This window comes from Flavobacterium sp. UMI-01 (genome assembly GCF_019656315.1).
Lineage (GTDB): Bacteria > Bacteroidota > Bacteroidia > Flavobacteriales > Flavobacteriaceae > Flavobacterium.
In genome coordinates, this window is sequence record NZ_BPLU01000038.1 from 248,890 (window position 1) to 274,159 (window position 25,270).

Genomic DNA, 25,270 nt, shown 5'->3' on the forward strand with positions numbered 1-25,270 from the left:
CTCAATTATTATGTTTTACTTTTTTTCTGTTTACAAAAATGTTTTGTGTTGAACCATTCAACACATCATCAAAAACTATCGGTTTACGTTCGTCCTTGTTCACAATATTGATATGGAAATTATCAATTGATAAACCATCAACATGGCGGGCAAAAATTCCAGATGCTGGTAAAGTGCCTACTTTACTAAATTCTGGCCACCAATCGCCCAAGGTTTCAAGGGTAAATTCTTTTATATTTTTATTTAATGCATCTGCTTTTGTTCCGCCACCTGAAACAGTCATTTGGATGTTTTTCAACTGAATATCGGTAATATAATGATTCGGCATTCCTGTGATAAAAATGACCGAATTTTTGTCCAACGCTCTATTGTCAACTATTATATTTTCGAAAATAAAACCATGCATGGCTTTCATAGGTGCCATTTCTTTGGGTGCATCTACCCCTGCTCTTTGCTGGCAAAAAGTCATGAAAATAGGGCGTGGTACGTTTTTCATTACAATATTCGAAAAAATCATATTTTTCATTTCGCCTCCTTCGTTCATTTGGATTTTTAAACCTGAATCTGATATATCATGAAAGGTACAATTATTCACGGTAACCGACTCAAAATCGCCTCTGGAAGCCAAACCAAAACGCATGGCTGCCCATTTACTCGTAAACACACAATTGGTTATTACAATATCTTTACAAGGTTTATCAGGTCTGGAAGTTTGCAAACAAATGGAATCGTCGCTGGTATCAAAAGACGAATTAGAGACTCTCACATTGGTACACCCATCAAAATCCAGTCCATCTCCATTGTGATTGACTCTGCTGATAATTTTAATTCCATCTACTACAATTTCGTTGCAATACAACCAAGCCGATGTCCAAGCTGCAGGGTTTATTAGCGTAACATCTCTTAAATGAATATCATTGCAATTTAAAAACCGAAGCATCATCGGGCGACCGCCTTTTTCTTTGGTAAAATTCTTCGGATGACCATTGGCATCAATAGTGCCTTTTCCTTCAATTGAAAAAGATTTGGCCTCATTCGCAAAAATCAAGCAACGATCCATATGAGGTTCGTTCTTATAGGTGTTTTTATGCGTATCCGTTGCATAATCCGAATAATCAGGACTCCCTAATAAAACTGAACCGTTTTCGAGATAGAGCGTTACAAAATCTTTCAAGTAAATGGTTCCTATAAGCACTTTTTTACCCGATGGAATGATAACTTTCCCGCCGCCTTCTTTGGAACACAAGTCTATTGCTTTTTGAACGGCCTGGGTATCTTTGGTCAATCCATCCCCTTTTGCTCCAAAGTCTAAGACATTATAGTCCTTGGCTTGGATAACAACCGTAAACAGCAGCAATAATAAGAATAGTATCTTTTTCATTGATTAATCTTAATGTCCTGATTTAGGATATAAATCATTGGTATAACGGAGTACTTCGGCTTTGCCTTCTCCTCTAGCGTTCTTAATTTCTATTTTCCATTGCTTTTTTAAGGTTTCTAAAACAGCAGCATATTTATTATCATTGACTAAATTATGTAATTCTTGTGGGTCTTTTTTCAGGTTGTACAATTCTTCATAAACTGCTTGCTCTCCATTTAATGATGAATCGATATAGTCACGGTAAACAGCAATTTCAGGGTCGTGCATATTGTACAACATTTCGTTTTGACTGATTCCTATTTCTTTGGCATACTTAATTTCTTTAGTAGCCGAAAAATTATTGTTTTTATAATAGCGAATGTATTTCCATTCCTTATCCTGAACGGCTTCACAGCGAGGATTACCAAAATGAGTTGACCATAAATTCTCCGTATAAACGTAGTTGCGCACTTCTTCTTTATCCCCTTTAATTAGGTTTGAAATGTCTTTTCCCTGAAAGGTTTTAGGAGCCAGAATTCCAGCCATTGCTAACATTGTTGGGGCAATATCCAGAGTTTGCACTAAGGCATCGCTAGTAATTCCTTTGGCTTTTTTGGGAGCTCTTGGGTCATAGACAATAAAGGGAACATGGGTTGTTTTTTCGTAACAAAGCGCCTTTCCGCCCAAACCATATTCTCCACCAAATAAACCATGGTCTGAGGTAAAAATAATCACGGTATTTTTGTCTATTTTAAGATCTTTTAATTTTTTTCTAAGATTGCCAATCATTCTGTCAATTCCTGTCATGGCTTCCATCTCGCGAATTAATCGTTCTTTAATTCCCGCTGGTGTATCTACATAATTATAGCCCACTTGACGGTCTTCGGCATGTAATAAATCTGCTGGTAATTTTGGCGTTTTGATGTCCGCTTTGGCAATATAATTTGGTGGCAATGGAATATCCTTATCACGATACAGGGTTTTATAAATTTCATCGTCCTCGGCTTTCATTTTCATCGTCTCTGTACTCGCTCCATGGGGCAAATTGAAATTGATTGACAACATAAAAGGTTTGTCCGCTGGTCTTGTTTCAAGAAATTTAATAGCTCCTTTAAGTTTTCTTTCGTTAGGGTCTAAAAAATCATTGACTCCTTCGTTGATAATTTCAGGTTGGGTAAATGCAATAGCATCGTTAAAAATAGAATGTCTGTCTTTAGGATAAAAACTCAAATGGCCGTGACCCGCATACCAATAATCGAAACTTTTTTCCATCACACCACTGTCATAACCTCCTTTTCCAATGGGCGCATGATTTTTACCAATCCATCCCGTATAATAACCATTGGCACGCATCACCATCGGATAAGATTGTTCCCAAGCTTTGTCAGAAACACTGGTTCCCGAATTAAAATTCACTCCATGTTTGCGTTCGAATTGTCCTAATAAAATAGAAACTCGACTTGGAGTACAAATCGCACTAGTGACATGGGCATTGGTAAACAAAATTCCTTCGCCCGCCATTTTATCAATTGCTGGAGTTTGTACAATCGTATTCCCTGTACAGCCTAATAATTCATAGGATTGATCATCGGTCAAGACAAAGATAATATTAGGGCGTACTTGAGCCGTAATCGCTAGACTATTTAATAAAACAAGAATAAACGTTGTTATCTTTTTTTTCATTTTTTAACTGATTTCAATCCTCAAAAGTTAATCTTTGTGAGCCTCAATAGCTCCTCCAATATTATTTTCTTTGTATCCTTCCATCAAAATTTTGAAAGAATGTGCATAGTCTGAAGGATAGGATTTGGGTGCTTTAATAATCAAACCTTCGGCATTGCGTTCCCATTCGATTTTTTCATCACTCCCTAACAATTCAATTTTATTGATTTTCGAATTCAAAACCCCGATTTGCGTACTTAAGGATTTGATTACTATTTTATCCTCAGGTTTATCTAACACAATGGCATAAAATTCTTTGTCTGATTTTTTTGTAAATCGAATGTCCTTATTAGAATACACAATGGTATGACTTTCTTCTACCTTATGTCCACCCTCTGGTAATCGATTAGGGCCTTCGCCAAAAATAGTCCAAGGTCTGGTACCATAAATTGCCTCTCCATTGACCGCTAACCATTTTCCCATATCTACCAATAAATTTTCCATCACCACAGGAATGGTGCCATCAGGATCAGGTGGTACGTTTAATAACATCACACCGTTTTTAGCAACAATATCGACCAAAATATCTACCAACTCGTTAGCTGATTTGAATTTTGCATGTGGTCTGTAAAACCAAGCACCTGGCGAAGTATCAGTTAACCAAGTTGGATTTTTAGGTTGATTGGGTCTTCCTCGTTCATAATCTTTAATAGCGGTATCTAGCGTAAAAGTACTTTCTTTGTAAGCCACTCCTACTTCTTTATTCCACTCCAAACCTTTGTTATAATAGTAGGCCAAAAATTTCAATCGGCATTCTTCGGTCATATTTTCTAACCACCAGTCAAACCAAATCAAATCGGGTTGATATACATCGATATATTCCTTTAATTTAGCCCACCATTCTTTATAAAAACGCTCATCAGGCGTATCCGATTCTAACGAATGAGGAGAAGTGTACAAATCATAATCCTTAGGATCTATATTGCCATGGGCATGGGCTGGAGCAAAATATTTCCAAGTAAAAGCATGATGAAAAGAAGCCATAAACTTCATTCCTCGGGCTTCAATTTCTTTTTTCAAAGCCGCCGAAGGGTCAATTCCTCCATAGTTCATCGAATTCCAACGCGTGGCTTTACTATTCCACATCGCAAAATTATCATGATGCATCGCCACAGGTCCTGCAAATTTAGCACCCGATTTTTGGAATAAATCCGCCCATTTTTTGGCATCAAAACCAGAAGGTTTAAATTGTTCGATGATGTATTTATAACCAAATTCTTTAGGATCTCCATACTTTTTTTTGTGATGGAGGTAGTTACTGGATGGTTTGCCATTTTTAGTAGGTACTATTTTACCATCAGTGTACATTTGCATCCCGTGCCAACCACTGTAAAACTGGTTTGGTTCCGTTCCTTCAAAAGCAGCAGACACAGGCCCCCAATGCGCATAAATTCCAAGTTTTGCATCTTGAAACCATTCTGGAACTTGGTTTACAGTAGATACTGATTCCCAACTTTCCTTGTATTTTCCTTTTTTTTGCGAAGTTTCCTTTTGGGCATGAATAGCAACTGTAACAAAAAGGCCTAACAAACCGAATTTTACTTTTTTCATTTTGATTTTTTTTTAATCCAATGAGGTACGAAATTTAAAAAATGCCTCACCCTCTTTTTTGACTAAATCTTGAATTGTTTTATTGTGTCAAACTTTAAAGTACCCTTGTCAAAACAATCTATTTTGATTGCCATTTTAGATACCTTTTTATTTGTTGACTAAAAGAATCGAAAACAAAAAAAGTAGTACGATAAAAACCGTTTTAGAAAACAATTTCAATGCATCCATTTTATCTTTATTACAATTCAATTTTAGTTTTAATTGTAAAACTAAAGCAATCTGTTGCCTTGCAAAAACTTAAAACACTAAAAAAGCCCCAATAAACCATTTGTTATGTATTATAAAACATTCGGTTTATTAGGGCGCTCCTAATTTTTTTTCCAATAAATAATTCGTGCTCCAAAGCTTTCTCTTAAAATGCAGGCTTCGAACGCTACTGAAATTCCAATTTAAATTCAATTGACAAGAAATCTTATCCTTGTTTTAAATAGCTATTCAGCCACATTTGCTAATGATAAACGGTATTTAAACAACGAATATTATTCCTAATCGAAAATCAACTCATCATATAATTCCCAAAAGCAATCACGAGAATTCCAAGGCTCATTACTGACAATCCTGAATACAAAAATCGCTTACTTTTATCACCCGCTTGAGACCATTCCCCTGAAAACAACCCTAATATATTGGCCACCATAATACAACCTGTTTGAAAAACTGCAAAACCCACTGAGGTTCCTAATGCGCCTAAACTGTATGCTCCTAAACCATAAATGATTAATGAAGTCACATAGACGATAGCCATTAGCCCAATTAATACAATGTTCTTAGGACTTGATGGAACGGCAAATTTTACCCATGTTTTTCCTTTGCTTAACTGATACGCAAAATAGAAAACCGTTATCACTCCACTTCCTATAAAAGAAGGCAACATAACAGCCAAGCGGGCAATCCAAGGCGAGTTTGCGTATTGATTTTGGGATATGTCTCCTATATGTCCTATGCTATCAGCCACATGATAAGAAAGATTAAATCCTGCCGCGCAAATTCCGCCCACAACACACATGATAATGCCCATTTTCATGTTTTTATTAGTAGTACCACTACTCGAAGATTCATTGGCCTCACGCAACAAACCTGCTTTACCATTCAGAATAATTCCAACCATGATAATCAAAATCCCAAAAACAATAATCATTCCCCCTGGCGTAGCTAACTGCTCTATATTTCCCATAAAAAAAGGTAAAACAGACCCCACTAAAGTCCCCACACCAATCAATAACGAAAAGCCTAAAGCCATTCCAATTTTCGAAATACTAATCCCCCATAAAAGGTTTCCAATACCCCATAATAAACTTAGGAAAAAGATACTTACGTAAATAGAAGTAGGCACTTGTGCATAGGTATCCATCAAGCCATTAACTAACAGAATTGAAGCCAAAACGGGAACTATAAACATGGCTAACAACCAAAAAACACCCCAAGTATTTTCGACATCATACCCTTTAACATACTTAGACGGAAAGGCGTAAAAACCCAACAGGATAGCTGCAAACAGTACCCATAAAAATCCTATTATCATATTGCTTTAATTAGTGATTAATATTCCAAGTAAATGGTTCTTTTTTGCAAATAATGTTCAATACCGTAAATACCGTCTTCTCCTCCCAATCCTGATGTTTTATGTCCTGAGTGGTATCCCTGAATATATCCGACAATCTGTTTGTTGATAAAAATGGTTCCAACCTGTAGTTGGTCAATTGCTTTTTGGTGAATTTTATAATCGTTTGTGAACAAATAAGCCGACAAACCTTCTTCTCTAGCATTAGAATATGCCATTGCTTCATCAAATCCAGAAACTTTCATGATGGGTAAAACAGGAGCAAACAATTCATGTTTAGTCGTTGCATCTCCATTTTTTACTTGGGTCAAAACAGTAGGTGCATACCAATTTCCTTTTTCAAAAACAGCCCCTTCAGGACGGCCACCACCCATAACTAATTCAGCTCCTTCTGCGATATTATCTTTTACCAATTGATTTACGCGTTCTAAACCAGAAGTACTTACATTTGGCCCCATATTGATGCCTGAAGCAAATGGATCTCCCACCTTAATTTGTGCAACACGCTGGATTAATTTATCGGTAAACTCATCGGCAATTTTATCCGCTACCATGACCATTTCGTTACAAATACAAACCTGTCCACAGTTAGCAAAACGCGAAATTACAGCCGCTTCGACCGCTTTGTCAATATCTGCATCTTCTAGTACGATAAATGGCGCTTTACCACCCAATTCCAAGATTAAACCCGTGATATTATTAGCCGCAGCACGATACATCGCTCGACCAGCATTTGTACTTCCTGTCAAACTGATTAACTTCGTAATGGGACTTTCGACTAACAAAGAAGCCGCTGCTGCATTTTGGGTAGAAACCATATTTACCACACCCTTTGGCAAACCTGCATCTTCCACCAAACGGCAAAATTCTGAAGCAGTTACAGGTGTTAACTCATGAGGTTTTATAATAATCGTATTTCCAGTAACCAAAGCTGGGCCTAATTTACGTCCAATTAACGCCAACGGATAGTTGAATGCACATAAGGCAACCGTGACACCATAAGGAACTTTGTGAATTTCTAAACGTTCATTAGGATTTTCAGTCGGAAAAATAGCCCCTTGAATACGACGCCCTGCTTCAGCAGAATAAGTCATATAACGAATGGTATCGTCAACTTCACCTAAGGCTTCGGCATAGGTTTTTCCTTGTTCCATTACTAGCAATTGGGCAAAATGTTCTCGTTCTAGCTTTAAACGATCACAGATCGCATAAATATAATTAGCCCGAGTTTGAGCCGCTAGTAAGCCCCAACTAAATTGCGCTTTTTCAGATGTTTCTAAGGCATATTGCACATCCTCTTTGGTACAAGCGGTGACTGTAGCAAAAACTTCATTGGTTGCAGGGTATTCCACTTTGATACGATCTCTGGTAGTAGAATCTAACCATTCACCGTTAATATAACATCGGTAATGTTTGATTTCTTGATTCATAATAATTGATCTTTGGTTGTTTCGTTAATTAAATTTAGGTTTTCGCTTTTCGACAAAAGCTTGAAACCCTTCTTTTGCATCATGAGTATCATACAAAGTCTCCACCGATTGGGTTTCAAAATCTAATGATTCTTGTAAGCTCATTCCCTTATGCAGTTGTACATATTTTTTTATAGCTGTCATGGCTTCTCCAGCTCCTTGTGCTAATTCAGTTACATATTCTTGAACCTTAGCGTCAAATTCATGGGCTTCAAAAAGCTGATTGAATAATCCATACTGATAGGCTAATTCAGGTGTAATTGAATTTCCCGTTACTAAAAGTTCCATAGCCCTACTCGCCCCAATTAAATCAATCATTCGGGGCGTTCCTCCATTTCCAGGCATCAAACCTAGTTTTACCTCAGGCAAACCAATCAAATAATCTCCTTTTGCAGCTAAGCGAATATCACAGGCCATGGCCATTTCCAATCCTCCTCCTAAAACATGACCGCTAATGGCTGCAATCACAATTTTGGAACTAGAAACAATAGCTTCAGAAACAGCCCGAGCAGCTTTGACCATTTCAGCATTTTCTTCTGTGGTATTGGTACTAAATATTTTAATATCGGCACCCGCACAGAAAAATTTTTCCGAAGTACTGTTTATTAAAATAACTTTTATCGCATTATCAGCAGTCGCCTCACGAATCGCTTGACTTATTAATTGTAAAAAATCGAGATAATAACTATTCGCCTTAGGCCTATTCAAACTAATTGTGGCTACAGCAGCTTCTTTTCGTACTACTAAATAGGTGGAAATATCACTCATAATTATTTGGTTTAATTGTGCTCATTCATAATCGACTCGTCTTGTTTATTCCACTTCTATTGGAATACATCAAATGGCAGGTACTCAAAAAGTGCTTTATTGAAACACTTTAAAAGTCGTCCTGCCATAGGTTTGAACAATCGCTAGTAGCCGACCTAGCTTAGCTTACATTGTTTTTTTCAATGATTCAATATACAATTGATTTAAGCCGTCTAATACTTTTTTAGTATCTCCTCCCTTCATCATATACTCCCTAATTGGGGCACCTGCATGATCTTGAAAATACATATGTCCATGGTAACGCGGTCTCAAAAAAGCACGGTCTAGTGTAGGTAAAGTATCTGTAAAATAGTTCGACGTAACCGCATTGGTTCTTTCGTCTAACCAAGCACCTCTATGCCCTGGCTGTCCGCCATTATCAAAAAACACCCCTTTTTGAGTTTCTGGAGAAGCCACATACTGCGCATACGCTAACGCAATTTCTCTATGATTTGAATTGGCAGAAATAGCCAAACCTGTTCCTCCCAAAGTCGTAATTAGTTTGTTCCCTTCGAGACTAACAACGTCATGAAATTTTAAAAAATGCTTCGCATATCCTTGTCTGGAATAGTTTGTATAGCCATAAGCAAAAGGAGAATAGGCATATTTATCCGTAAGCGTCATGGCTTCATATACCTTAATTGGGTTCATGTCGTAACAAGCTGGATCGATATATTTTCCTAATTCCTTTAAAATTTCTAATGCTTTCAAACCAATCGTTTCAGAAACAAAATAGTCTTTTGTTAAGGCTACATCTTCCCCTAGAGTACAGCAAATCATATAAAAACTCATCAACGTATCTTGCGGAATTCCTGGAATGGCAACCAAACCTGCTTTGGCCAAATCCATTACATCTTCCCAAGTTTCAGGAGCTTTTTTTCCTAATTTTTCTAATAAATCAGGGCGACTAGCTGCTACTGGAGTGGCTGCATCGATAGCCAAAGCACTTTGGTATCCATCAAAACAATAGCTTTCATGAGATTTCCCTACTGAATTAGCGGCTTGATCCTCTAAAAATTCCTTTGGCAAATATTCGTTTAACGGAATAATCACTTTGGTTCTTGCTGCAAAACCAGCCCAAGGATGGTCAATAATGAGCAAATCATAACGCTCCGCTAATTTGTTGATAGGCTCATCAGCAAAGGCTTGCAAGGATCTTTTTTCCCATGTAATTTCTACATTAGGATGTAATTCATGAAAACGTTGTGCCGTAGCAACTGCTGATGTGAACCCTCTACTGTGGTCCCAAGTAATTCCTATTAATTGTATCTTTTCTTGTGACATTTTTAGTCGTATTTTTTAAATTATCAATCGTATTTTGACTTAAATTATTTTTTGTTTGGTTCAAATCCTGTCGCTCTAGGATTTTGATTTTGACTCTCATATCTCATACCATCTTCTCCTGTAAATTCTTTGAAATAATGGTAATAAGAACCATAACCGCCATTTTCATTTTCTTCTTTCAAACGGATTTTTTTCCACTCGTTAAAATATTTAGTAGCTTCTTTTTGGTCTCCTATCAAGAAGAAATAATCGTTTTTAGAGATTACTTTTCCTGATTTATCCGTCAATTCCAGATTAACATAGAATTTTGATTTTACTGTTTTCAGTACTTTTTCGTTTATAGGGAAGAACGATTTGGCACTGTTTTCATCAATTTTTGATACTTCAAAATTTTTGCTAGAAATAACCGCTCCTGAGTCATCTTTCATTTCGAATTTCACTTTACAATCTTTGTACTCTTTGTAAAAATCATTGATAATCCAAATGTTTCCCACAAACGGCTCATTAGTATCCCAACGGCGTTTTTTGAATTCAAAATTCACTAACAACGGCTGATATGCCTTTTGAACAAAATAATAGGAGTTTTTAGGCTTTCTGTAATTATCCACAATCGCCCATTTCATATCTGGTCCATAAGTGATGTAGTGGCACAATGCAATTCCACTCAAACTCGGTTTGTCACGACGGAAATGTTCAATACCGTTTTGGAAAATGATTCCCTGTGCATCTTGTGTAGCATTGACAAATTCCTCCAGAGAACCTTTCATTTCACTACCAAAAACATCCCAGTTTTGCATACGCAAATGCGTTAAATCAGCCCAGTGGTGTCCCCAACTTAGTCCGGGAGGCCACATTTCATTTTCTGGAATGAACTTTTTCAAACTCTCTACCGAAGGCACAGAAGTAATGGCAAATTCTGGTACAATTGGGAAACCATTGGCATTCGTTTGGTACCAATCTTCGTGTAACCAACGCCCCATTTCGTAAAAATAACGCAAGGCATGCACTGCTTCTTTTGGTTTAAAGCCAGCTTGTTGTCCTACGTGGTCGGTCATTGGTGAATCTGGAACATAAGGCAATTTTACATGTGCTTGTAAAGAATCACCTAAGCGCTCCAAAAATTTTCTACCCATTTTAGGGTCACGGGTACGAAACATCATTTCTTCTCCACCTTCCATCATGATTAATGAAGGATGGTTTCTACGAGCCACAACTACTTTTACCCCTTCATTGAAAATTTGGGATAAATTTTCCTCATCATAAGGAATATTTCCTGTTCCAAGCGGAATAATGTCTTGCCAAACCGTCATTCCCATCTCGTCACAATATTGATAAAACTCAGGAATTTCAGGAGGATGCCATCCAAAAATTCTAATATTATTCATATTCATTTCTTTGGCTAAACGAATCAATTCTTTGTAATCGCTAATTTCAGTACGACCTACAAAAATATTTGGTGGACCACCCCAACAAGCCGAACGGATGAAATGAAACTTACCATTAATATAAGTCGAACGTGGGAAGGTAACATCCACATCTTTTACAAAACCAGGATTCCATTTTGACGTAACTTCACGAATACCAAAAGTAGTTTCGTTTACATCTTGATTTAGCTTACCGTCTTTAATAGCAATTTTTGCGATATATAGATTTTGGTCCCCTAAATCCCAAGGCCACCAGAGTTTTGCTTCTTTTAAATGAATTTTATGAACTACTTTATGAGTTCCTGGTTGAATGGTCTTTTTAAACACCATTTTCTCCTCCTTCATTTTGAAGTTTTTACCATTAAGTGCTGTTTCAAAAGTGTATTCTTTTGGTTCTTTATTCGTATTTTCAACTGTTATTTCTAAATTAACATCCGCTGAACCATCTTTATTAATCGTATTATTGGCGTACACATCTTTAAAACGAGCCTTACCTGTACGAATTAGTTTTACTGGTCCCACAATACCGATTGGGGTAATATCTCTCCAATAATCACCAAACCAAGGTGTTTTTTTACCTGCTACAAAAGCATTGACTTGAGGCGGTGTATCTAATTTGACTACCAACATATTTCGTCCTTTCAAGAAATCCCATTTATGAATTCTTAAATATTCATTGACATTAAATGAAAAAGGTGAAAACACACCGCCATGTTTGCCTAAATAATGACCGTTAAGCCAAACTTCACAGCTATAATCAACCCCTTCAAAAACGAGGTCCACCATTTGGTTTTCTACCCCTTCGGTTACACTAAATTGTAAGGCATACCACCATTCGTATTGTTGTACCCATTGGGCTTTTACACTGTTTCTTCCAAAATGAGGGTCGTCAATTACCCCTGCTTTCCATAAATCAGTATAAACATCGCCTGGAACTTTGGCATTGTTCCAAACCAGCGTTTCAATGTCTTCGGATGGTAATTTGTGAAGTCCTTTTTTCACACCCTCGCCTGGCGCCATCATTTTGAATCGCCATCTTTTCCCGCTCAAATCCAGTATTTGCTGACTTGAATCCTCTAGCGATAAGGTTGTGTTGGGTTGCGCTTGCATAAGTGCCGTACCCATACAACATAACAGTAGGAAAACAATTGTTTTCGATAATTTGATTTTCATAATTCTCTATTTAATTTATATATAAATATAACATTCATAATTAAAAATAAGTCAAAATTTTTTTATTTCCTTATCGTACGATTAAAATACAATGAAATAAAAAAGATTGTAGGTGATTAAACCTTAAGTGTGTCTTAAAAAAGACCTAGTAATTTATAACTTTTTAGTCTTTTCTATCCTATTTTAGAATAGAAAAGACCAAAAGAATAATGAGCAGTGCGTCAAAGAAGTAATCGTATCAGTACTTATTTAGCTACTCTCTTTTTTCTATGTATAGCTATATAAGAATCCTAAAAAAGTACTGATTCCAACTTATGGCTTGATTCTAATAAAATCATCATCGCCATTGAAAATTTGAAATAATTAGGAAGTTCCTATTTCCTTCCTATTCTATTTACTGGAACTTTTAGGTTTGAATACGCGAATCCAATCCACTTTCATCGTGTTTTTAGTATCATCAGCCAAATCCGCATCTGATGGAGTTCTACCAGCCGCAACATGCCAATCTTGAGACTCCATATTGATGATAATGTTTAACTCTTTGGTATAACCATTTCCGTTTTGATAGTGATTAGGGTCTATAATACTCACTTTTGAAACAGCATTCGCTTTTTGGAGTTCCTCAAAAGAATAGTTTTCAGTTGTACTAAAATTGATAATCTTTTGTTTTCCGGCTTCAACATCTAATTTACCATCAGTCATTGTAGGATAACCGTACTCCCATTTCCCATTGCGTTTGGTGGCTAAACTTTTATCGTATAATACTCGTACTAGCTCCCCATCAATATAATATTCAAAATGAAATGCATTTTTCCAATAAACACCCACTCTTACATATTTTCTATCTCCATTATTCCAACAATAGTCACCCCAAGCTTCAACTCCCTTTCTTTCATACCATGCACCTTTATCTCTAGGCTGGTAATCAGTAAATGGTTTTCTAATAAATGAATGATGACTCAAATGAATGGATTTGGCAAAAAAAGCATTCCCAGATTCTTTCCCTCCATAACACTCAATGATATCAATTTCTTGAGTCGCATCAGGGCTCAACAACCACACATCCGATGCCAAAGCTATATTTGCCACACTTACCTTGGATTCAATAAAAACTGGAAACGACACTTTATCTATGGAACTAATACAACCTGCATTGATACCTCCGTCAGGTTTGTTCATTTTGTCCGCTTTTGAAAAAATCGGATTAAATTCGGTTTCCTTATTTCTTCGGGAAGATTTAATAATCAAATCGTTTCCATCTACAGCCACGTGATTGTATTTCCAATAGGTTGTTCCGGGCCCATCCCAATTGCTATGGTAGAAATTAACCCATTTATTTTTTCCAAAATTGGTCTTAGCATTCGTTTCAGAATACTTATAATTAAAATCATCAGAGACATTAGCTTGAAATTCCCAATCTCCTTCTTTTTGCAAGTAGCTCGGTAAAGCAAGCGTTCGAATATCTTCAGTATTCTTACTTTTCTGATTTAGGCTTTTAGCCTGTTGCTGTGCATTTGATGAAAGAAAAAAAAGCCCCAGCAAAATGGTTTGTGATAGTTTACAATAATTCATTGTTTTTTTGGAATAATTAATTTGTAACAAAAATAAAGTTAAGCCTCGCAATTACAGTACAAAACAACTAGACAATAACTCAACATTTCCGTATTCCCCCCTTTATTTTATGCTTTTTTTAATTAAAAGCAGTTCAAAATCCAATAGACAGCGATATTCTTATAATTCAAAAAGCTTGTAGCTAAAATCAAATTCTTTATGATTCAAAACACCTTTTTAAAATACTAGTGTTCTTCTAATTATTCCTTAATCATTCCAGTGTTTCTCAATCACTTTTTGAATTTCAGGATATTTTGTATCCGTTTCATTCCATTGGTTTCGTTGACGTAAGATTTCTTCTTTCAAGGAAGCGATAATCGTTTTGAATTTTGGATTTTTATATTGGTTGTTTAGCTCCTCAGGATCGTTTTTTAAATCATAAAATTCCCAAGCCACTGGAGTATTCCATCCGATACTTTTCATTTCTTTCGACCAATAAAATTTGTCCCAATCGGCTTCTGGTAAATAATGTTTAGAATAATAGAAAATCAATTTGTACTGATTAGTTCGTACTCCAAAATGTGCTGGTACCCAATGATGAATATTGTGCATCCAATAGCGGTAATAGGTCGCAGTACGCCAGTTTTTCTCTTCTTTGCCTTGTAAGGTATTGATGAAACTCATGCCTTGCATATAATCTGGCTTTTTACCCTTGGCCAATTCGATTAAAGTTGGAGCAAAATCAGTATTATTAATCAATAAATCAGTAGTTCTAGCTGATTTTATCATTTTAGGATAATGCACGATAAATGGCATGCGCATCGACTCTTCATACATCCAGCGCTTGTCTATCATATCGTGTTCGCCCAACATCATTCCTTGATCGGCCGTGTAAACAATCACGGTGTTTTCCCAAAGTCCTTCTTTTTTTAAATAATCAAAAAGGCGACCTAAATTATCATCAACTCCTTTTACACAACGCAAATATCTTTTGAGGTATTCTTGATAGGCCAGATGGGTTCCAATAGTCCCCGAAACTGTATCGTTTAGCAACATATTGACATAGTTTCTTCTCAAATGTTTATCAGAAACGGAGGAACCTACTACCGCTCTCATTTTGCCGTTTTCGCCCATGGTAGCGGCGGAACCAAAATTAGGTTGGTAGTACAAACTAGCCGGCTCTGGAATTTCGACATCGGCTAAATAGTCTTTGTATCGTGGTGCAAATTCAAACATATCATGCGGTGCTTTGTAGTGATGCATGATAAAAAAGGGCTTGGATTTGTCTCTATTTTTCAAGTAATCTAAGGTGATATCCGTAATCACATCCGAAGAATGCCCAACCGATTTTACTTCGTTTTTAGGCCAAGTTCCTTTTCCTTTTTCAAGAAAGGAAGGATTAAAATATTTCCCTTGACCATCTAATACTTTGTAAAAATCAAAAGCTGAGGGCTCATTTTTGAGATGCCATTTCCCAATCATGGCTGTAACATAGCCTAACTTTTTCATCTCCATCGGTAGGTATTCTTTGGCTGGATCTAATTCGCCATCCAAATCCAATACACCATTGGTTTGCGAATATTGTCCAGTAATAATACTCGCACGGCTAGGCGTACAAATGGAATTAGTTGTAAAAGCATTTTTAAACAAAAGCCCCTCATTAGCCAAGGCATCAATATTTGGCGTAGGATTCAATCGAGCCAATCGTCCTCCATACACTCCAATGGCTTGGGAGGTATGATCGTCAGACATGATGTAAATAATATTCGGTTTGTTTTTTGAAGATTGTCCCAGCATAACTTGGCAAAACAACAGCAAAGTCAACGGGATTTTTACATACAAATTTTTCATTTTTTTGTGCTTTTTTTAAACAAATAAGATATGCTCCCATCTGCGAAAATCTGCCCTATCTGCGTGCCATTTTTTTCACGCAGATTTCACAGATTTAGCAGATTTTAATTCTGTTAGATTGAATTCACGAAATTCACTACTTATAGTCCATGGTTTCATGGCTTTTTTAATAATCAATTCACTAATAAAAATTCTATCTTCCAACTATTTGTTAGGCGTGATTTTAAATACAAATGCATAGTCCCCTACTTTTTCTTTTGGTAACTGAATATGCAAGCCATCGTTTTCAATACGATAGTTCATCATTTTTTTATTGGCTAAAAATTCAATGGATTGAATGCCTTTTTTCAAATAAGAACCCTCTTTCTTAAATGAATGAATAACAAGTTCTTCTCCAGCAGGCCAGTCTAAGACCGTAGCATAAACAATGTCTCCTTTGGTTGTAAAGCGAATGTCTTTGGCTGTATTATCGGCATTTTTATCTTCACTCAAATGCCCTTCTTTTACTTCAAAATCGCCTTCTCCGTAAATATCAAAAGTACGCGTTCCATAAATGGCCTCCCCATTGGTACGAAGCCAATCGCCCATTTGCAATAAACGTTCTTTCACTGGCTCAGGAATTTCACCATTAGCCTTAGGTGTTATATTTAATAATACGCCTCCATTTTTGCTGACAACATCTACTAAGAAATCAATCAAACGATTGGTGGATTTATAATTCGGATCGGCAATATGCGACCATGATTTCCAGTCAATTGAATCATCTGTTAACCAAGGAAAAGGCTGTTTCTCTTTCATACGAGAACGCTCTAAATCCAATACGGCAGTCCCTTTGACAAAATCATTAAACTTATAAGTCGAAACGACTTCTTGGTTTCTTTTCTCAGCATGATTGTAATAATATTGTAAAAATTCTTTGCGGTATTTTTCACCGATAATATCCATTTTATTATCAAACCATACCATATCAGGATTGTATTTATTGATAATTTCCTTCAAACGATCCAACCATTCTTTGTTAAATTGTTCGTCAGCCAACGGATAATAAGATGCTGCTCCTAGTTTTTTTCTGTTTGGGTTATCTGGGAAAAGGAAATCCCCTTTTTTCACTTTTGGACCATACAAACCAGCATATTTTGGATCTGAGGCATCAGTGGTTTCATCCCAAGTAGGAAACCAAGCATACAACCATTGGCGGTGGAAAGTAGCGATAAACTTCATGTTTCTTTTACGAATTTCTTTGGATAATTCGCCCATAACATCGCGTTTAGGCCCCATATCTTTGGCATCCCATTTGGTCAAATCACTATCCCACATCGCAAAACCATCGGCATGTTCCGACACTGGTCCTGCAAATTTAGCTCCCGATTTCTCAAATAAATCAGCCCATTCTGCCGCATTAAATTTTTCGGCTTTGAACATAGGAATAAAATCTTTGTAGCCGAATTTATCCAATGGGCCATAGGTTTTTACGTGATGTGTATAGTACTCACTATCTTTTCCGTTTCTGGCTTCAGGATTGTCTTTGTGTACATACATCCAATGAGAATACCATTCGTTTTTATACTCAGGTACCGAATAAGGCCCCCAATGGCAATAGATACCAAATTTAGCATCCAAAAACCACTCTGGAGTTTGGTGTTGTTTTAATGACTCCCAATCGGCTTTGTATTCAATTTTCTTTGTCGCAACTTTCTTTTTTGTTGTTTGTTGCTGTGCGTTACAGGAGATTAACGCTAAACTGGCTAATCCTAAAAGGGTATTTTTCATCTGTTATGATTTATATTTTGCTAATAAAATATGGTCACAAACCAAAACCAACTGGTCGTTTTGATTGAATATTTCTACATGTTCTGTGATATGTCCAAGGTCTGGCTTGTTGGATTCTTTCTTTTCACTAATGGTCACCACCACTCGAATCGTATCTCCAATATAAACCGGTTTTACAAAACGCAAACGGTCATAGCCTTTTGAAAAAGCCTCTGGATTAATTTCGGTGGCAGTCATGCCAATTCCTACTGCAAAAGTCAAGGTACCATGCGCAATACGTTGCTTGAAAGGCTGTGTTTTACACCATTCGGCATCCATATGATGCGGAAAAAAATCGCCTGTATGTCCTGCGTGGACAACAAAATCGGTTTCGGTTATTGTTCTCCCTAAAGTTTCTCGTGTACTACCTAACTCGTAGTCTTCATAAAATCGTGATACAATATGCATGTTCTCTTTTTTAAATATTATAATTGGGACTAACTCCACCTTTGTCATTCGATTCATAAGCCGCTTCGACAATTGCCATCGAATGCACCACATCTTCTACACTTGTAGGCAATTCGGTTGTGGAACCTTCTACAAAGCGCATCAGCGAAGCCATGGTTCCCACAAAAGCATCGGGAAACCAAGAACCCTCTAAGGGTACTTCGACCCATTTTGGTGCTTCCCCTTCTTTGAGAAGACAATATTGAAACAAATCAGGTTTTCCATTTGGATAATCTAGTAATAAACCAATTCTAGCTTTGATAGCTCCTTTGGTTCCTTCCCATTTCACAAAACTTTCTTGGTTTTTTTCGCCAAAATTATGGTCGTGATTGGTATTGATAATAGCGCGAATCGAATCCTGATAATCCATGATGGTGGTCGTTCGGGTGGACGACATCGGTTTGGCAGGATTGCGAAGGGTTTTGGAATATACTCCTTTTGGATTTCCTAAAAACGAGCGTATCAAATCAATGTAATGAATGCTGTGTTGCTGAATTTCTAATCTTGGATGATGGACTACATTGGGAAAATACTCCCATGGTGTATGAGTCGTAAGTCTTACTTCAAAATCATACAATTCGCCAATCAGTCCTTTGGTAATTATATCTTTTGCTGCCATCACATAAGGCGCAAAACGCATCTGGCAATTGATGGCTGCTTTTAATTTTTTTCTTCTACAAACATTCAGAATTTCGAGGGTTTGCTTAAAATCATCCCCCATTGGTTTCTGAATCAAAACTGCCGCCCCATCAGGTAATTGCTCTAACGTTTGAACAAATTGATTCGGCATTAATGTTAAATCGTAAATGGCATTAGTAGGAGCCGCTTGAACCATTTCAGCTACTGTATCATAAACCATCGGAATCCCAAACTGAGTCGCTAATTCTTCGGCTCTTGGACGGGTTCTATTGGTAATCCCGGCTATTGTAAATCCTACACTTTTATAAGCTGGCAAATGAGCATCACGCACAATGCCTCCCGCACCAATGATATAAATAGGGCGATTCTCTAAAGGCAATTCTGGTTTGTAGTTAATATCCATTTTAATTCTTTTTGCTAATTTCTATAAATTGCTGTATTTCGTATGTTACATATGATTTATTAGCTACCACATATCCGTAATTCGTACTAAATAATAGCTATAATTGAATGTCGTGTTTAAATGAATTCTTTTGCCACGGATTTCACAGATTAGCTTAGATTAATTCGTTAATTGACCTGAAAATCTTTTTTATCATTCTAATTCTAGCTTACTCTTTTGATAATCTGCCAAATCTGCGTAAATCTGCGTGATAAAACATTGCACGCAGATTTGGCAGATTTTCGCAGGTAATAATTTAGATTTTAATCTATATTAAAGGTAGCAACGCTTTGTCACCCGAGCAAAATCGAACGGACGAAGTAAAGCACCCCACTTTCTTGAAACCTGTGGTAAAAACTCTTTTTAATAATTACGGCACTATATCTTTCACCTTATTTACTCTTAAAAATCTAATTTTCTATTTGGTCAATTTTTAGTTGTGCTTGGTTGAGAATGGTTTCGATATCCTTTTCACTATTGATTACATCGAGAACGACTTGATCAATCACATCAGCAATGGCTGACCAATTGCTTTTACGTGGTAACGAACGGGTATTTTGATGTAATTCTTCCAGTTTATAATAATAAGGAACTACTATGTTCACCTCATTATCATGCCAAGTGGATTTTCGACAACCAATACCGCCTTCTAAAGTCAATAATTTATCATTTTGAGCATTGACCGCAAACTGGATAAAATCATAGGCTAACTGTTTGTTTTTACTGCCTTTTCCTATCACGTACATCCAATAAGCATTCAACGAAACACCTTCGCCATTAGGTCCAGCTGGCACATTGGTTACATCCACTTTTCCTTTTACTTTGGAATCCGCATAGACTTCGCTGAATGAGGCAAATCCAAACCAATTCACCATCATCGCTAGATTCCCATTGGCGAAAGCCATACCTGACTTAACCGAATCAAAGTTTCTAGAATCAGGATGAATCGCATCCGTATTTTGTAATGCTTTGCGATAAAATTCCATTCCTTCAACGGCAACCGCTGTATTGATTTTTATTTTTTTATTTGCATCAAATAAATCACCTCCACGAGTCCACAATTGCAAACAAAAATCAAAAACCGTATTGTGACCATCAGGATAAGCAGCAAAAGTAGTTCCGTATAAATTTTCTTCTGGTCGGTTGAAAAATTCGGCCACTTCCATTAAGTCATCCCATGTTTGGGGTACTTGCAATGGTTTTCCATAATCTCTGTAAAAAGCGACACCTTCGTCTATGGATTCAAATAGGTCTTTTCGATAAATCAAACATTCAGGTCCATCATGAAAAGGCAATCCATAAGTCCCACCGTTAAAACGTTGTTTGTACAACAAGGATTCTGACCAGCCTTCTGGAAAATTTTCTGGTGCTTTTTTAGCAATATAAGGAGTTAAATCTTCGATGGCTTGGGTGGCATAAGCTTCGGTAATCCAATCGGTATTGATTAAGGAAACATCCCAATCGCCATTAGCCAAACCCTTATTTTTTAAAATAGTATCGTATAAAGGATGAAGGTCCAATGCGACAGCCTCCAACTCGAAATTACAGTTTGTTTTTTGACAAAAAGAATCCCAAATTGCAGCTATTGATGATTCGAAAGCATCAAATTTACGTACCGCTATTTTAAACTTTGGCTTTTTCATTATATCTTAAATTCATTACTTATGGATTCATTATGCTCGCCTAATACGGGTGAGCCTAAAGCGGAAGTAAAATATTGTCCGTCAATTTTAATCGGGCAACGGGTGGTTTCGTATTCAAAACCATCTCCCATGCGCACTTTTTGAATCATTTCTAAAATTTTGAATCCATCATGAGCAAAAAGTTCGTCCCAACTCATCACTTGCGCACACCAAATATCGGCGGGTTCTAACAAACTCAACCAATGCTCCGTTGTATGGGTTAGTAAATGTTGGGCTAAAATCTTTTTGATTTCGTCACGCTCCGTAAACCAACTGGCTCTTTCGGGATAATGCAATAAAGCTTCACAGCCTATTAATTCCCCAATAACTGGAATTGCTCCCATGGCTAGTGACATATAGCCTGATTGTGTTTGATAAATTCCGTAAGGCGCACCTAAATACGCATGCGCACTATTACTCTCAGGACGCACTGTAGGTTGGCCTCCATCATGGTAAAAAGTAGTAATCGATTCAAATTGAAAATCGATAGCCGTTTCTAGCATACTAATAGAAACTTTAGAGCCCACGCCCGTTTTGGCTCTTTTAATCAAAGCAGCTAAAATCCCTTGTGCCAAATGTGCTCCTGATAAAATATCAACAATAGACAAACCTACAGGAACAGGACCGTCACCGTTTTTACCGTTTAATCCTGTTAGTCCTGATAGCGATTGCACTAATAAATCTTGTCCTGGTTTTCCTTTCCAAGGACCTTCTGAAGTATAACCTGAAATGTCTCCGTAAACAATAGACGGATTGATTTTTTTGATGGTTTCATAATCCAATCCCAATCTTTCGATTACTCCAGGTCTGAAGTTATGGACAAAAACATCAGCTTTTGCAATTAATTTTAAAACTTGTTGCTTGTCGGCTTCGATTTTTAAATCGGCTTGAAAGCTTTCTTTATTTCGATTAATCGCTCTAAAAGTGGATGATTCCCCGTTCAGAATCACATTCGAAACATATAAATGACGGCAAATATCACCGGTTTCTGGTCGTTCTACTTTGATGACACGCGCCCCTAAATCAGCCAAACGCAAAGTAGCGGATGGAGCCGATAAAAACTGACTCAAATCAACAATTAAAATATCTTGTAATGGTTTCATTTCTTTTCGTTTTAGGGTTTACAAATTAAATTCGGCTCTAATCGCATCTGTGTGTTGTCCTACGCGAGGCGCTGGTTTAGCTGCAAAAATGCGCTCATCATCCACACGAATAGGACAACGTAAGGTATGTACCTCTTCGCCTGAAAGCAATTGTAGCTTTTGGTCCATTTGCAAAACTTTGTAACCTTCATGATTCAATAAGGTTTTGTAATCAAACACATCTGAGCACCAAATCCCAGCTGGTTCCAAAATATCCAACCATTCTTGGGTTTTTTTTTGAATCAAAAAAGAACTTAAAATGGCCATGATTTCGTCTCGTTGGGTAAACCACGAATTTGAATCGGTATAGGCTGCTAATTCTTTACAATCTAAAATCTCCCCTAAACGCAATAACGACCCCATAGCCAGGGCGATATAACCATCTTGGGTTTGGTATTCTCCATAAGGAGCCGACAAATAAGCGTGCGCTGCTCCTTTGGCTGCTCGAACTGGTTTTTGATTGCCATCATTCAAATAAGTGGTAATCACCTCAAACTGTAAGTCCAAAGTTGATTCTAACAAACTGACCTCCACCCATGAACCTTCGTTCGTTTTGAAACGCTTTAGAATACTAGCCAAAATACCGTGAGCCAAATGCGTTCCTGTTATAAGATCTGAAATCGCAGCACCTACAGGCACTGGATCATCGTTTTTATTTCCTGTTAAATTCACAAAACCCGACATGGATTGTACTAATAAATCCTGACCCGGTTTTTTAACCCATGGTCCTGTCGTGCCATATCCCGTTACGGTAGCATACACCATTTTAGGATTAATCGCTTTCACTTTTTCATAATCCAAACCTATTTTCTCCATCACACCCGGGCGAAAATTATGTGTCATCACATCCGCCTGAGCGATGAGTTTTTTGACACATTCTAAATCTTCTGGATTTTTTAAATCGGCTGCATAGGATTCTTTATTTCTGTTTACGGTATGAAAAACCAAACTACTGCCATCCAAAAACAAGTTTTTAAGTGCAATTTGTCTTCCCGCCTCCCCGTGAATGGGTCTTTCTATCTTGATTACTCTTGCTCCTAAATCAGCCAATCGCAAACCCGCTGAGGGACCTGCCATAAATTGGGCAAATTCAAGAACTACAATTCCTTCTAATGGTTTCATTACTTTTTAGTTTAAAGTTTTTTTGTTTAAAAGTTTAAAGTTGTTTTTTTTTTAGCCAATGTAAAAACCAGCTTTAAGTACCTTGCATACTGCCATAAGTCATGATAAAAAACGAAGCTATTAATACAAATAAGGCTAAAATCAGTGTGTTATAAGTTCGTTTACTAACTGCTTGCCATTCTTTCATTATAATCCCAATGATATAACTAAAGAAAATCAACATCGACATATGAATCACCCAACTCGCAAATTTGAAGGCTCCCATTTGTACGTGTGCAATTCCATAAAAGAAAAACTGACCGTACCACAACGCGCCACTCAACACCGACATGCCGAAATTGATTCCGAAACTGCGTTTTCCAATACCTTTGACATCCGTAAATTCCTTTAAGGTATTGTTCTTGATACCCGCCATTACAAACCAAACCAAATTGGTTGCAAAAGCCCCAAAAGTGGAAAGAATCAAACTAGCATTGCCTTCAAAATTGCCAGCGCCATATTTACCCGCCATTTCAGCCACAGGCGCTCCTACTTCAAGTGAAATCCCAAAAACAGCCGATAAAACCCCTGCAATAAGCGTTAATATCAAGCCTTTTTTCATATCAAAACTGATGATATCATCCCCTTGCTGAGCATTTCGTTTCAAATCGGCTTCCTTGCGGTAACCTGCTACTCCACAAATGGCAATCCCTATAATGGCAATAAACATTCCTATAAAAATAATAGCGCCTCCCGGAGCCTTGTATTTTTCGACCAAATTCCCGTGCATTAATAAAGGGACAATTGTCCCTAAAACCGCCGAAATCCCAATCGAAATAGTATAAGTCAACGAATAGCCAATATGCCTGATGGCAAAACCAAAACACATTCCGCCAAAACCATAAACCGCTCCCAGTAAAGTTGCATTAACAATAACCGAAACAGGCGAATCTCTAAAAACGGACACCAAATCAGGCACAGTCAAAAAACCTATAATTACCGGAAATACAAACCAAGCAAAAGCTGCTTGCAACAGCCAGTACGTATTCCACGACCATTTTTTTACTTTTTGAAAAGGAACATAACAAGTCGAAGCAGAGACCCCACCTACGGCATGGACAAAGGTTCCCAATAGCGGATTTGACATAATTTAATAGTTTTGGTTTTTTGATTTTGTTAATTCATATACAAATCTATATTTTATATATGAAACAAGCAAGAATTAAATTAAGTTTTATTAAATTTGTTTAAAATTTTAAAAGATGACGGAAGAAAACAGCACGAAATACAATGCTCCAGCCTTAGACAAAGGTCTTGATATATTAGAATACCTTTCTAAAGAAGGAGTTCCGTTATCGCAAGCAGAAATTGCCCAAGGCATCCAAAAAACCCCTAGTGAAATCTACCGCATGCTGGTTTGCCTGGAAGAAAGAGGCTACATCACCCGTAGTTCAAATGCAGGTAAATACCGTTTGTCACTCAAAATGTATAGCCTTTCGCATCGTCACACACCATTTGACGAATTAAAGCGCGTAGCCCACTACCCTATGCACAATTTATCGGCAAGCACCCGTCAATCTTGTCATTTGAGCATCATCAACAACGACCAATTGTTGATTATTGCACAAACCCGCAGCCCCAATGCCGTATCGCTTTCCATCGAGGAAGGAACTCATTTTCCGTTGACGTTGACCACCTCGGGAAGGGTTTTCCTATCGATGTTTCCCGAAGACAAAAGGAACGACCTCCTCAACCGCGATGTGCATTATTCCAAATGGAGCCAAAAACAAAAGGACGAACTCATACAATCCATCGAAAAGGTAAAACAGGACGGACATCGTTATGCCAAAAGTAAAATCACCAGCGGCATCACTGATTTTGCCGTTCCCATAGGCCTAGACGATTCAGACCTAAAAGCAGTTTTGGCGGTATCCGTCTTTACCTCTAGTTTAGACGAAGAAATAAGCGTGGAACAAATACTTAAAGCACTCAAAACCACCCAAGCCGAAATCAACAAATTAATAGGTGGCTAAAAAACAATACAACCATCCAAAGCCGTGAGAAATCATGGCTTTTCTTTTTTTCAGGAGCTATTCCCGTTATCCGTTACAAGGAATTTGGTTTCAACCCTTTTTCTAAGCACTGGCAGGAGCTTCTTCCAGTCGCTCTGCCAGCACAAGAAAAAAATGGTTTTC

18 protein-coding genes are annotated in these 25,270 nt (G+C 37.3%); 1 reads left to right on the plus strand and 17 read right to left on the minus strand.

The annotated features are described in order from the left end of the window. Position 1: 1 nt before the first annotated feature. From K5R64_RS11700 to K5R64_RS11780, 17 genes are all read right to left on the minus strand, one after another. On the minus strand, positions 2-1,381 hold the full coding sequence (locus K5R64_RS11700; protein ID WP_220763640.1) for a glycoside hydrolase family 28 protein: 1,380 nt from the start codon (positions 1,379-1,381) through the stop codon (positions 2-4). Positions 1,382-1,390: 9 nt separating this feature from the next. Next, positions 1,391-3,043 carry a sulfatase-like hydrolase/transferase gene (locus tag K5R64_RS11705; RefSeq protein ID WP_220763641.1) on the minus strand — a complete coding sequence of 551 codons (1,653 nt, stop codon included), beginning with the start codon at positions 3,041-3,043 and terminating at the stop codon, positions 1,391-1,393. Between the two features lie 27 nt (positions 3,044-3,070). Continuing rightward, positions 3,071-4,633: an alpha-L-fucosidase gene (locus K5R64_RS11710; RefSeq protein ID WP_220763642.1), complete on the minus strand. Its 1,563-nt coding sequence runs from the start codon at positions 4,631-4,633 to the stop codon at positions 3,071-3,073. A gap of 556 nt (positions 4,634-5,189) precedes the next feature. Next, a complete protein-coding gene (locus K5R64_RS11715) occupies positions 5,190-6,215 on the minus strand; it encodes an L-rhamnose/proton symporter RhaT (protein WP_220763643.1) in 1,026 nt (341 codons plus the stop codon). A gap of 17 nt (positions 6,216-6,232) precedes the next feature. Then, positions 6,233-7,684, minus strand: a complete 1,452-nt coding sequence (locus K5R64_RS11720) for an aldehyde dehydrogenase family protein (RefSeq protein WP_220763644.1) — start codon at positions 7,682-7,684, stop codon at positions 6,233-6,235. Between the two features lie 24 nt (positions 7,685-7,708). Further along, positions 7,709-8,491 (minus strand): enoyl-CoA hydratase/isomerase family protein, encoded by a 783-nt coding sequence (locus tag K5R64_RS11725; RefSeq protein WP_220763645.1) that lies wholly within the window; start codon positions 8,489-8,491, stop codon positions 7,709-7,711. Positions 8,492-8,656: 165 nt separating this feature from the next. Then, positions 8,657-9,814, minus strand: a complete 1,158-nt coding sequence (locus K5R64_RS11730; protein WP_220763646.1) for an ABC transporter substrate-binding protein — start codon at positions 9,812-9,814, stop codon at positions 8,657-8,659. A 44-nt stretch (positions 9,815-9,858) separates the two neighbouring features. Further along, the gene (locus K5R64_RS11735) at positions 9,859-12,411 is read right to left on the minus strand and encodes a sugar-binding domain-containing protein (protein WP_220763647.1); all 2,553 of its coding nucleotides are present in this window, start codon (positions 12,409-12,411) and stop codon (positions 9,859-9,861) included. 390 nt (positions 12,412-12,801) lie between these two features. Further along, positions 12,802-13,983 carry a beta-agarase gene (locus K5R64_RS11740; protein WP_220763649.1) on the minus strand — a complete coding sequence of 394 codons (1,182 nt, stop codon included), beginning with the start codon at positions 13,981-13,983 and terminating at the stop codon, positions 12,802-12,804. A gap of 246 nt (positions 13,984-14,229) precedes the next feature. Beyond that, positions 14,230-15,813 (minus strand): sulfatase, encoded by a 1,584-nt coding sequence (locus tag K5R64_RS11745; RefSeq protein WP_220763651.1) that lies wholly within the window; start codon positions 15,811-15,813, stop codon positions 14,230-14,232. Between the two features lie 204 nt (positions 15,814-16,017). Then, positions 16,018-17,583 (minus strand): alpha-L-fucosidase, encoded by a 1,566-nt coding sequence (locus K5R64_RS11750; RefSeq protein ID WP_220763652.1) that lies wholly within the window; start codon positions 17,581-17,583, stop codon positions 16,018-16,020. 3 nt (positions 17,584-17,586) lie between these two features. After that, the gene (locus K5R64_RS11755) at positions 17,587-18,030 is read right to left on the minus strand and encodes a MaoC/PaaZ C-terminal domain-containing protein (protein WP_220763654.1); all 444 of its coding nucleotides are present in this window, start codon (positions 18,028-18,030) and stop codon (positions 17,587-17,589) included. A 10-nt stretch (positions 18,031-18,040) separates the two neighbouring features. Further along, positions 18,041-19,111: a Gfo/Idh/MocA family protein gene (locus tag K5R64_RS11760; protein WP_220763656.1), complete on the minus strand. Its 1,071-nt coding sequence runs from the start codon at positions 19,109-19,111 to the stop codon at positions 18,041-18,043. Between the two features lie 449 nt (positions 19,112-19,560). After that, on the minus strand, positions 19,561-20,793 hold the full coding sequence (locus K5R64_RS11765; protein WP_220763658.1) for a sugar ABC transporter substrate-binding protein: 1,233 nt from the start codon (positions 20,791-20,793) through the stop codon (positions 19,561-19,563). Then, positions 20,793-21,935, minus strand: a complete 1,143-nt coding sequence (locus K5R64_RS11770; RefSeq protein ID WP_220763659.1) for a CaiB/BaiF CoA-transferase family protein — start codon at positions 21,933-21,935, stop codon at positions 20,793-20,795. Before K5R64_RS11770 ends, K5R64_RS11765 begins: the two co-directional genes overlap by 1 nt. Before the next feature lie 18 nt (positions 21,936-21,953). Next, a complete protein-coding gene (locus K5R64_RS11775; protein ID WP_220763660.1) occupies positions 21,954-23,096 on the minus strand; it encodes a CaiB/BaiF CoA-transferase family protein in 1,143 nt (380 codons plus the stop codon). Positions 23,097-23,169: 73 nt separating this feature from the next. Continuing rightward, positions 23,170-24,222 (minus strand): L-rhamnose/proton symporter RhaT, encoded by a 1,053-nt coding sequence (locus K5R64_RS11780; RefSeq protein WP_220763661.1) that lies wholly within the window; start codon positions 24,220-24,222, stop codon positions 23,170-23,172. 115 nt (positions 24,223-24,337) lie between these two features. Here K5R64_RS11780 and K5R64_RS11785 point away from each other — a divergent pair, with 115 nt between their 5' ends. Beyond that, a complete protein-coding gene (locus tag K5R64_RS11785; protein WP_220763662.1) occupies positions 24,338-25,108 on the plus strand; it encodes an IclR family transcriptional regulator in 771 nt (256 codons plus the stop codon). Positions 25,109-25,270 lie beyond the last annotated feature (162 nt).

Excerpts from the sequence above, each read along its gene's own strand:
- K5R64_RS11760 (WP_220763656.1), bottom strand. The coding sequence starts at position 19,111 with ATGGATATTAACTACAAACCAGAATTGCCTTTAGAGAATCGCCCTATT.
- K5R64_RS11735 (WP_220763647.1), bottom strand. The coding sequence starts at position 12,411 with ATGAAAATCAAATTATCGAAAACAATTGTTTTCCTACTGTTATGTTGT.
- K5R64_RS11705 (WP_220763641.1), bottom strand. The coding sequence starts at position 3,043 with ATGAAAAAAAAGATAACAACGTTTATTCTTGTTTTATTAAATAGTCTA.
- K5R64_RS11745 (WP_220763651.1), bottom strand. The coding sequence starts at position 15,813 with ATGAAAAATTTGTATGTAAAAATCCCGTTGACTTTGCTGTTGTTTTGC.
- K5R64_RS11720 (WP_220763644.1), bottom strand. The coding sequence starts at position 7,684 with ATGAATCAAGAAATCAAACATTACCGATGTTATATTAACGGTGAATGG.
- K5R64_RS11770 (WP_220763659.1), bottom strand. The coding sequence starts at position 21,935 with ATGAAACCATTACAAGATATTTTAATTGTTGATTTGAGTCAGTTTTTA.
- K5R64_RS11765 (WP_220763658.1), bottom strand. The coding sequence starts at position 20,793 with ATGAAAAAGCCAAAGTTTAAAATAGCGGTACGTAAATTTGATGCTTTC.
- K5R64_RS11730 (WP_220763646.1), bottom strand. The coding sequence starts at position 9,814 with ATGTCACAAGAAAAGATACAATTAATAGGAATTACTTGGGACCACAGT.
- K5R64_RS11780 (WP_220763661.1), bottom strand. The coding sequence starts at position 24,222 with ATGTCAAATCCGCTATTGGGAACCTTTGTCCATGCCGTAGGTGGGGTC.
- K5R64_RS11700 (WP_220763640.1), bottom strand. The coding sequence starts at position 1,381 with ATGAAAAAGATACTATTCTTATTATTGCTGCTGTTTACGGTTGTTATC.
- K5R64_RS11710 (WP_220763642.1), bottom strand. The coding sequence starts at position 4,633 with ATGAAAAAAGTAAAATTCGGTTTGTTAGGCCTTTTTGTTACAGTTGCT.
- K5R64_RS11755 (WP_220763654.1), bottom strand. The coding sequence starts at position 18,030 with ATGCATATTGTATCACGATTTTATGAAGACTACGAGTTAGGTAGTACA.
- K5R64_RS11750 (WP_220763652.1), bottom strand. The coding sequence starts at position 17,583 with ATGAAAAATACCCTTTTAGGATTAGCCAGTTTAGCGTTAATCTCCTGT.
- K5R64_RS11725 (WP_220763645.1), bottom strand. The coding sequence starts at position 8,491 with ATGAGTGATATTTCCACCTATTTAGTAGTACGAAAAGAAGCTGCTGTA.
- K5R64_RS11775 (WP_220763660.1), bottom strand. The coding sequence starts at position 23,096 with ATGAAACCATTAGAAGGAATTGTAGTTCTTGAATTTGCCCAATTTATG.
- K5R64_RS11740 (WP_220763649.1), bottom strand. The coding sequence starts at position 13,983 with ATGAATTATTGTAAACTATCACAAACCATTTTGCTGGGGCTTTTTTTT.
- K5R64_RS11785 (WP_220763662.1), top strand. The coding sequence starts at position 24,338 with ATGACGGAAGAAAACAGCACGAAATACAATGCTCCAGCCTTAGACAAA.
- K5R64_RS11715 (WP_220763643.1), bottom strand. The coding sequence starts at position 6,215 with ATGATAATAGGATTTTTATGGGTACTGTTTGCAGCTATCCTGTTGGGT.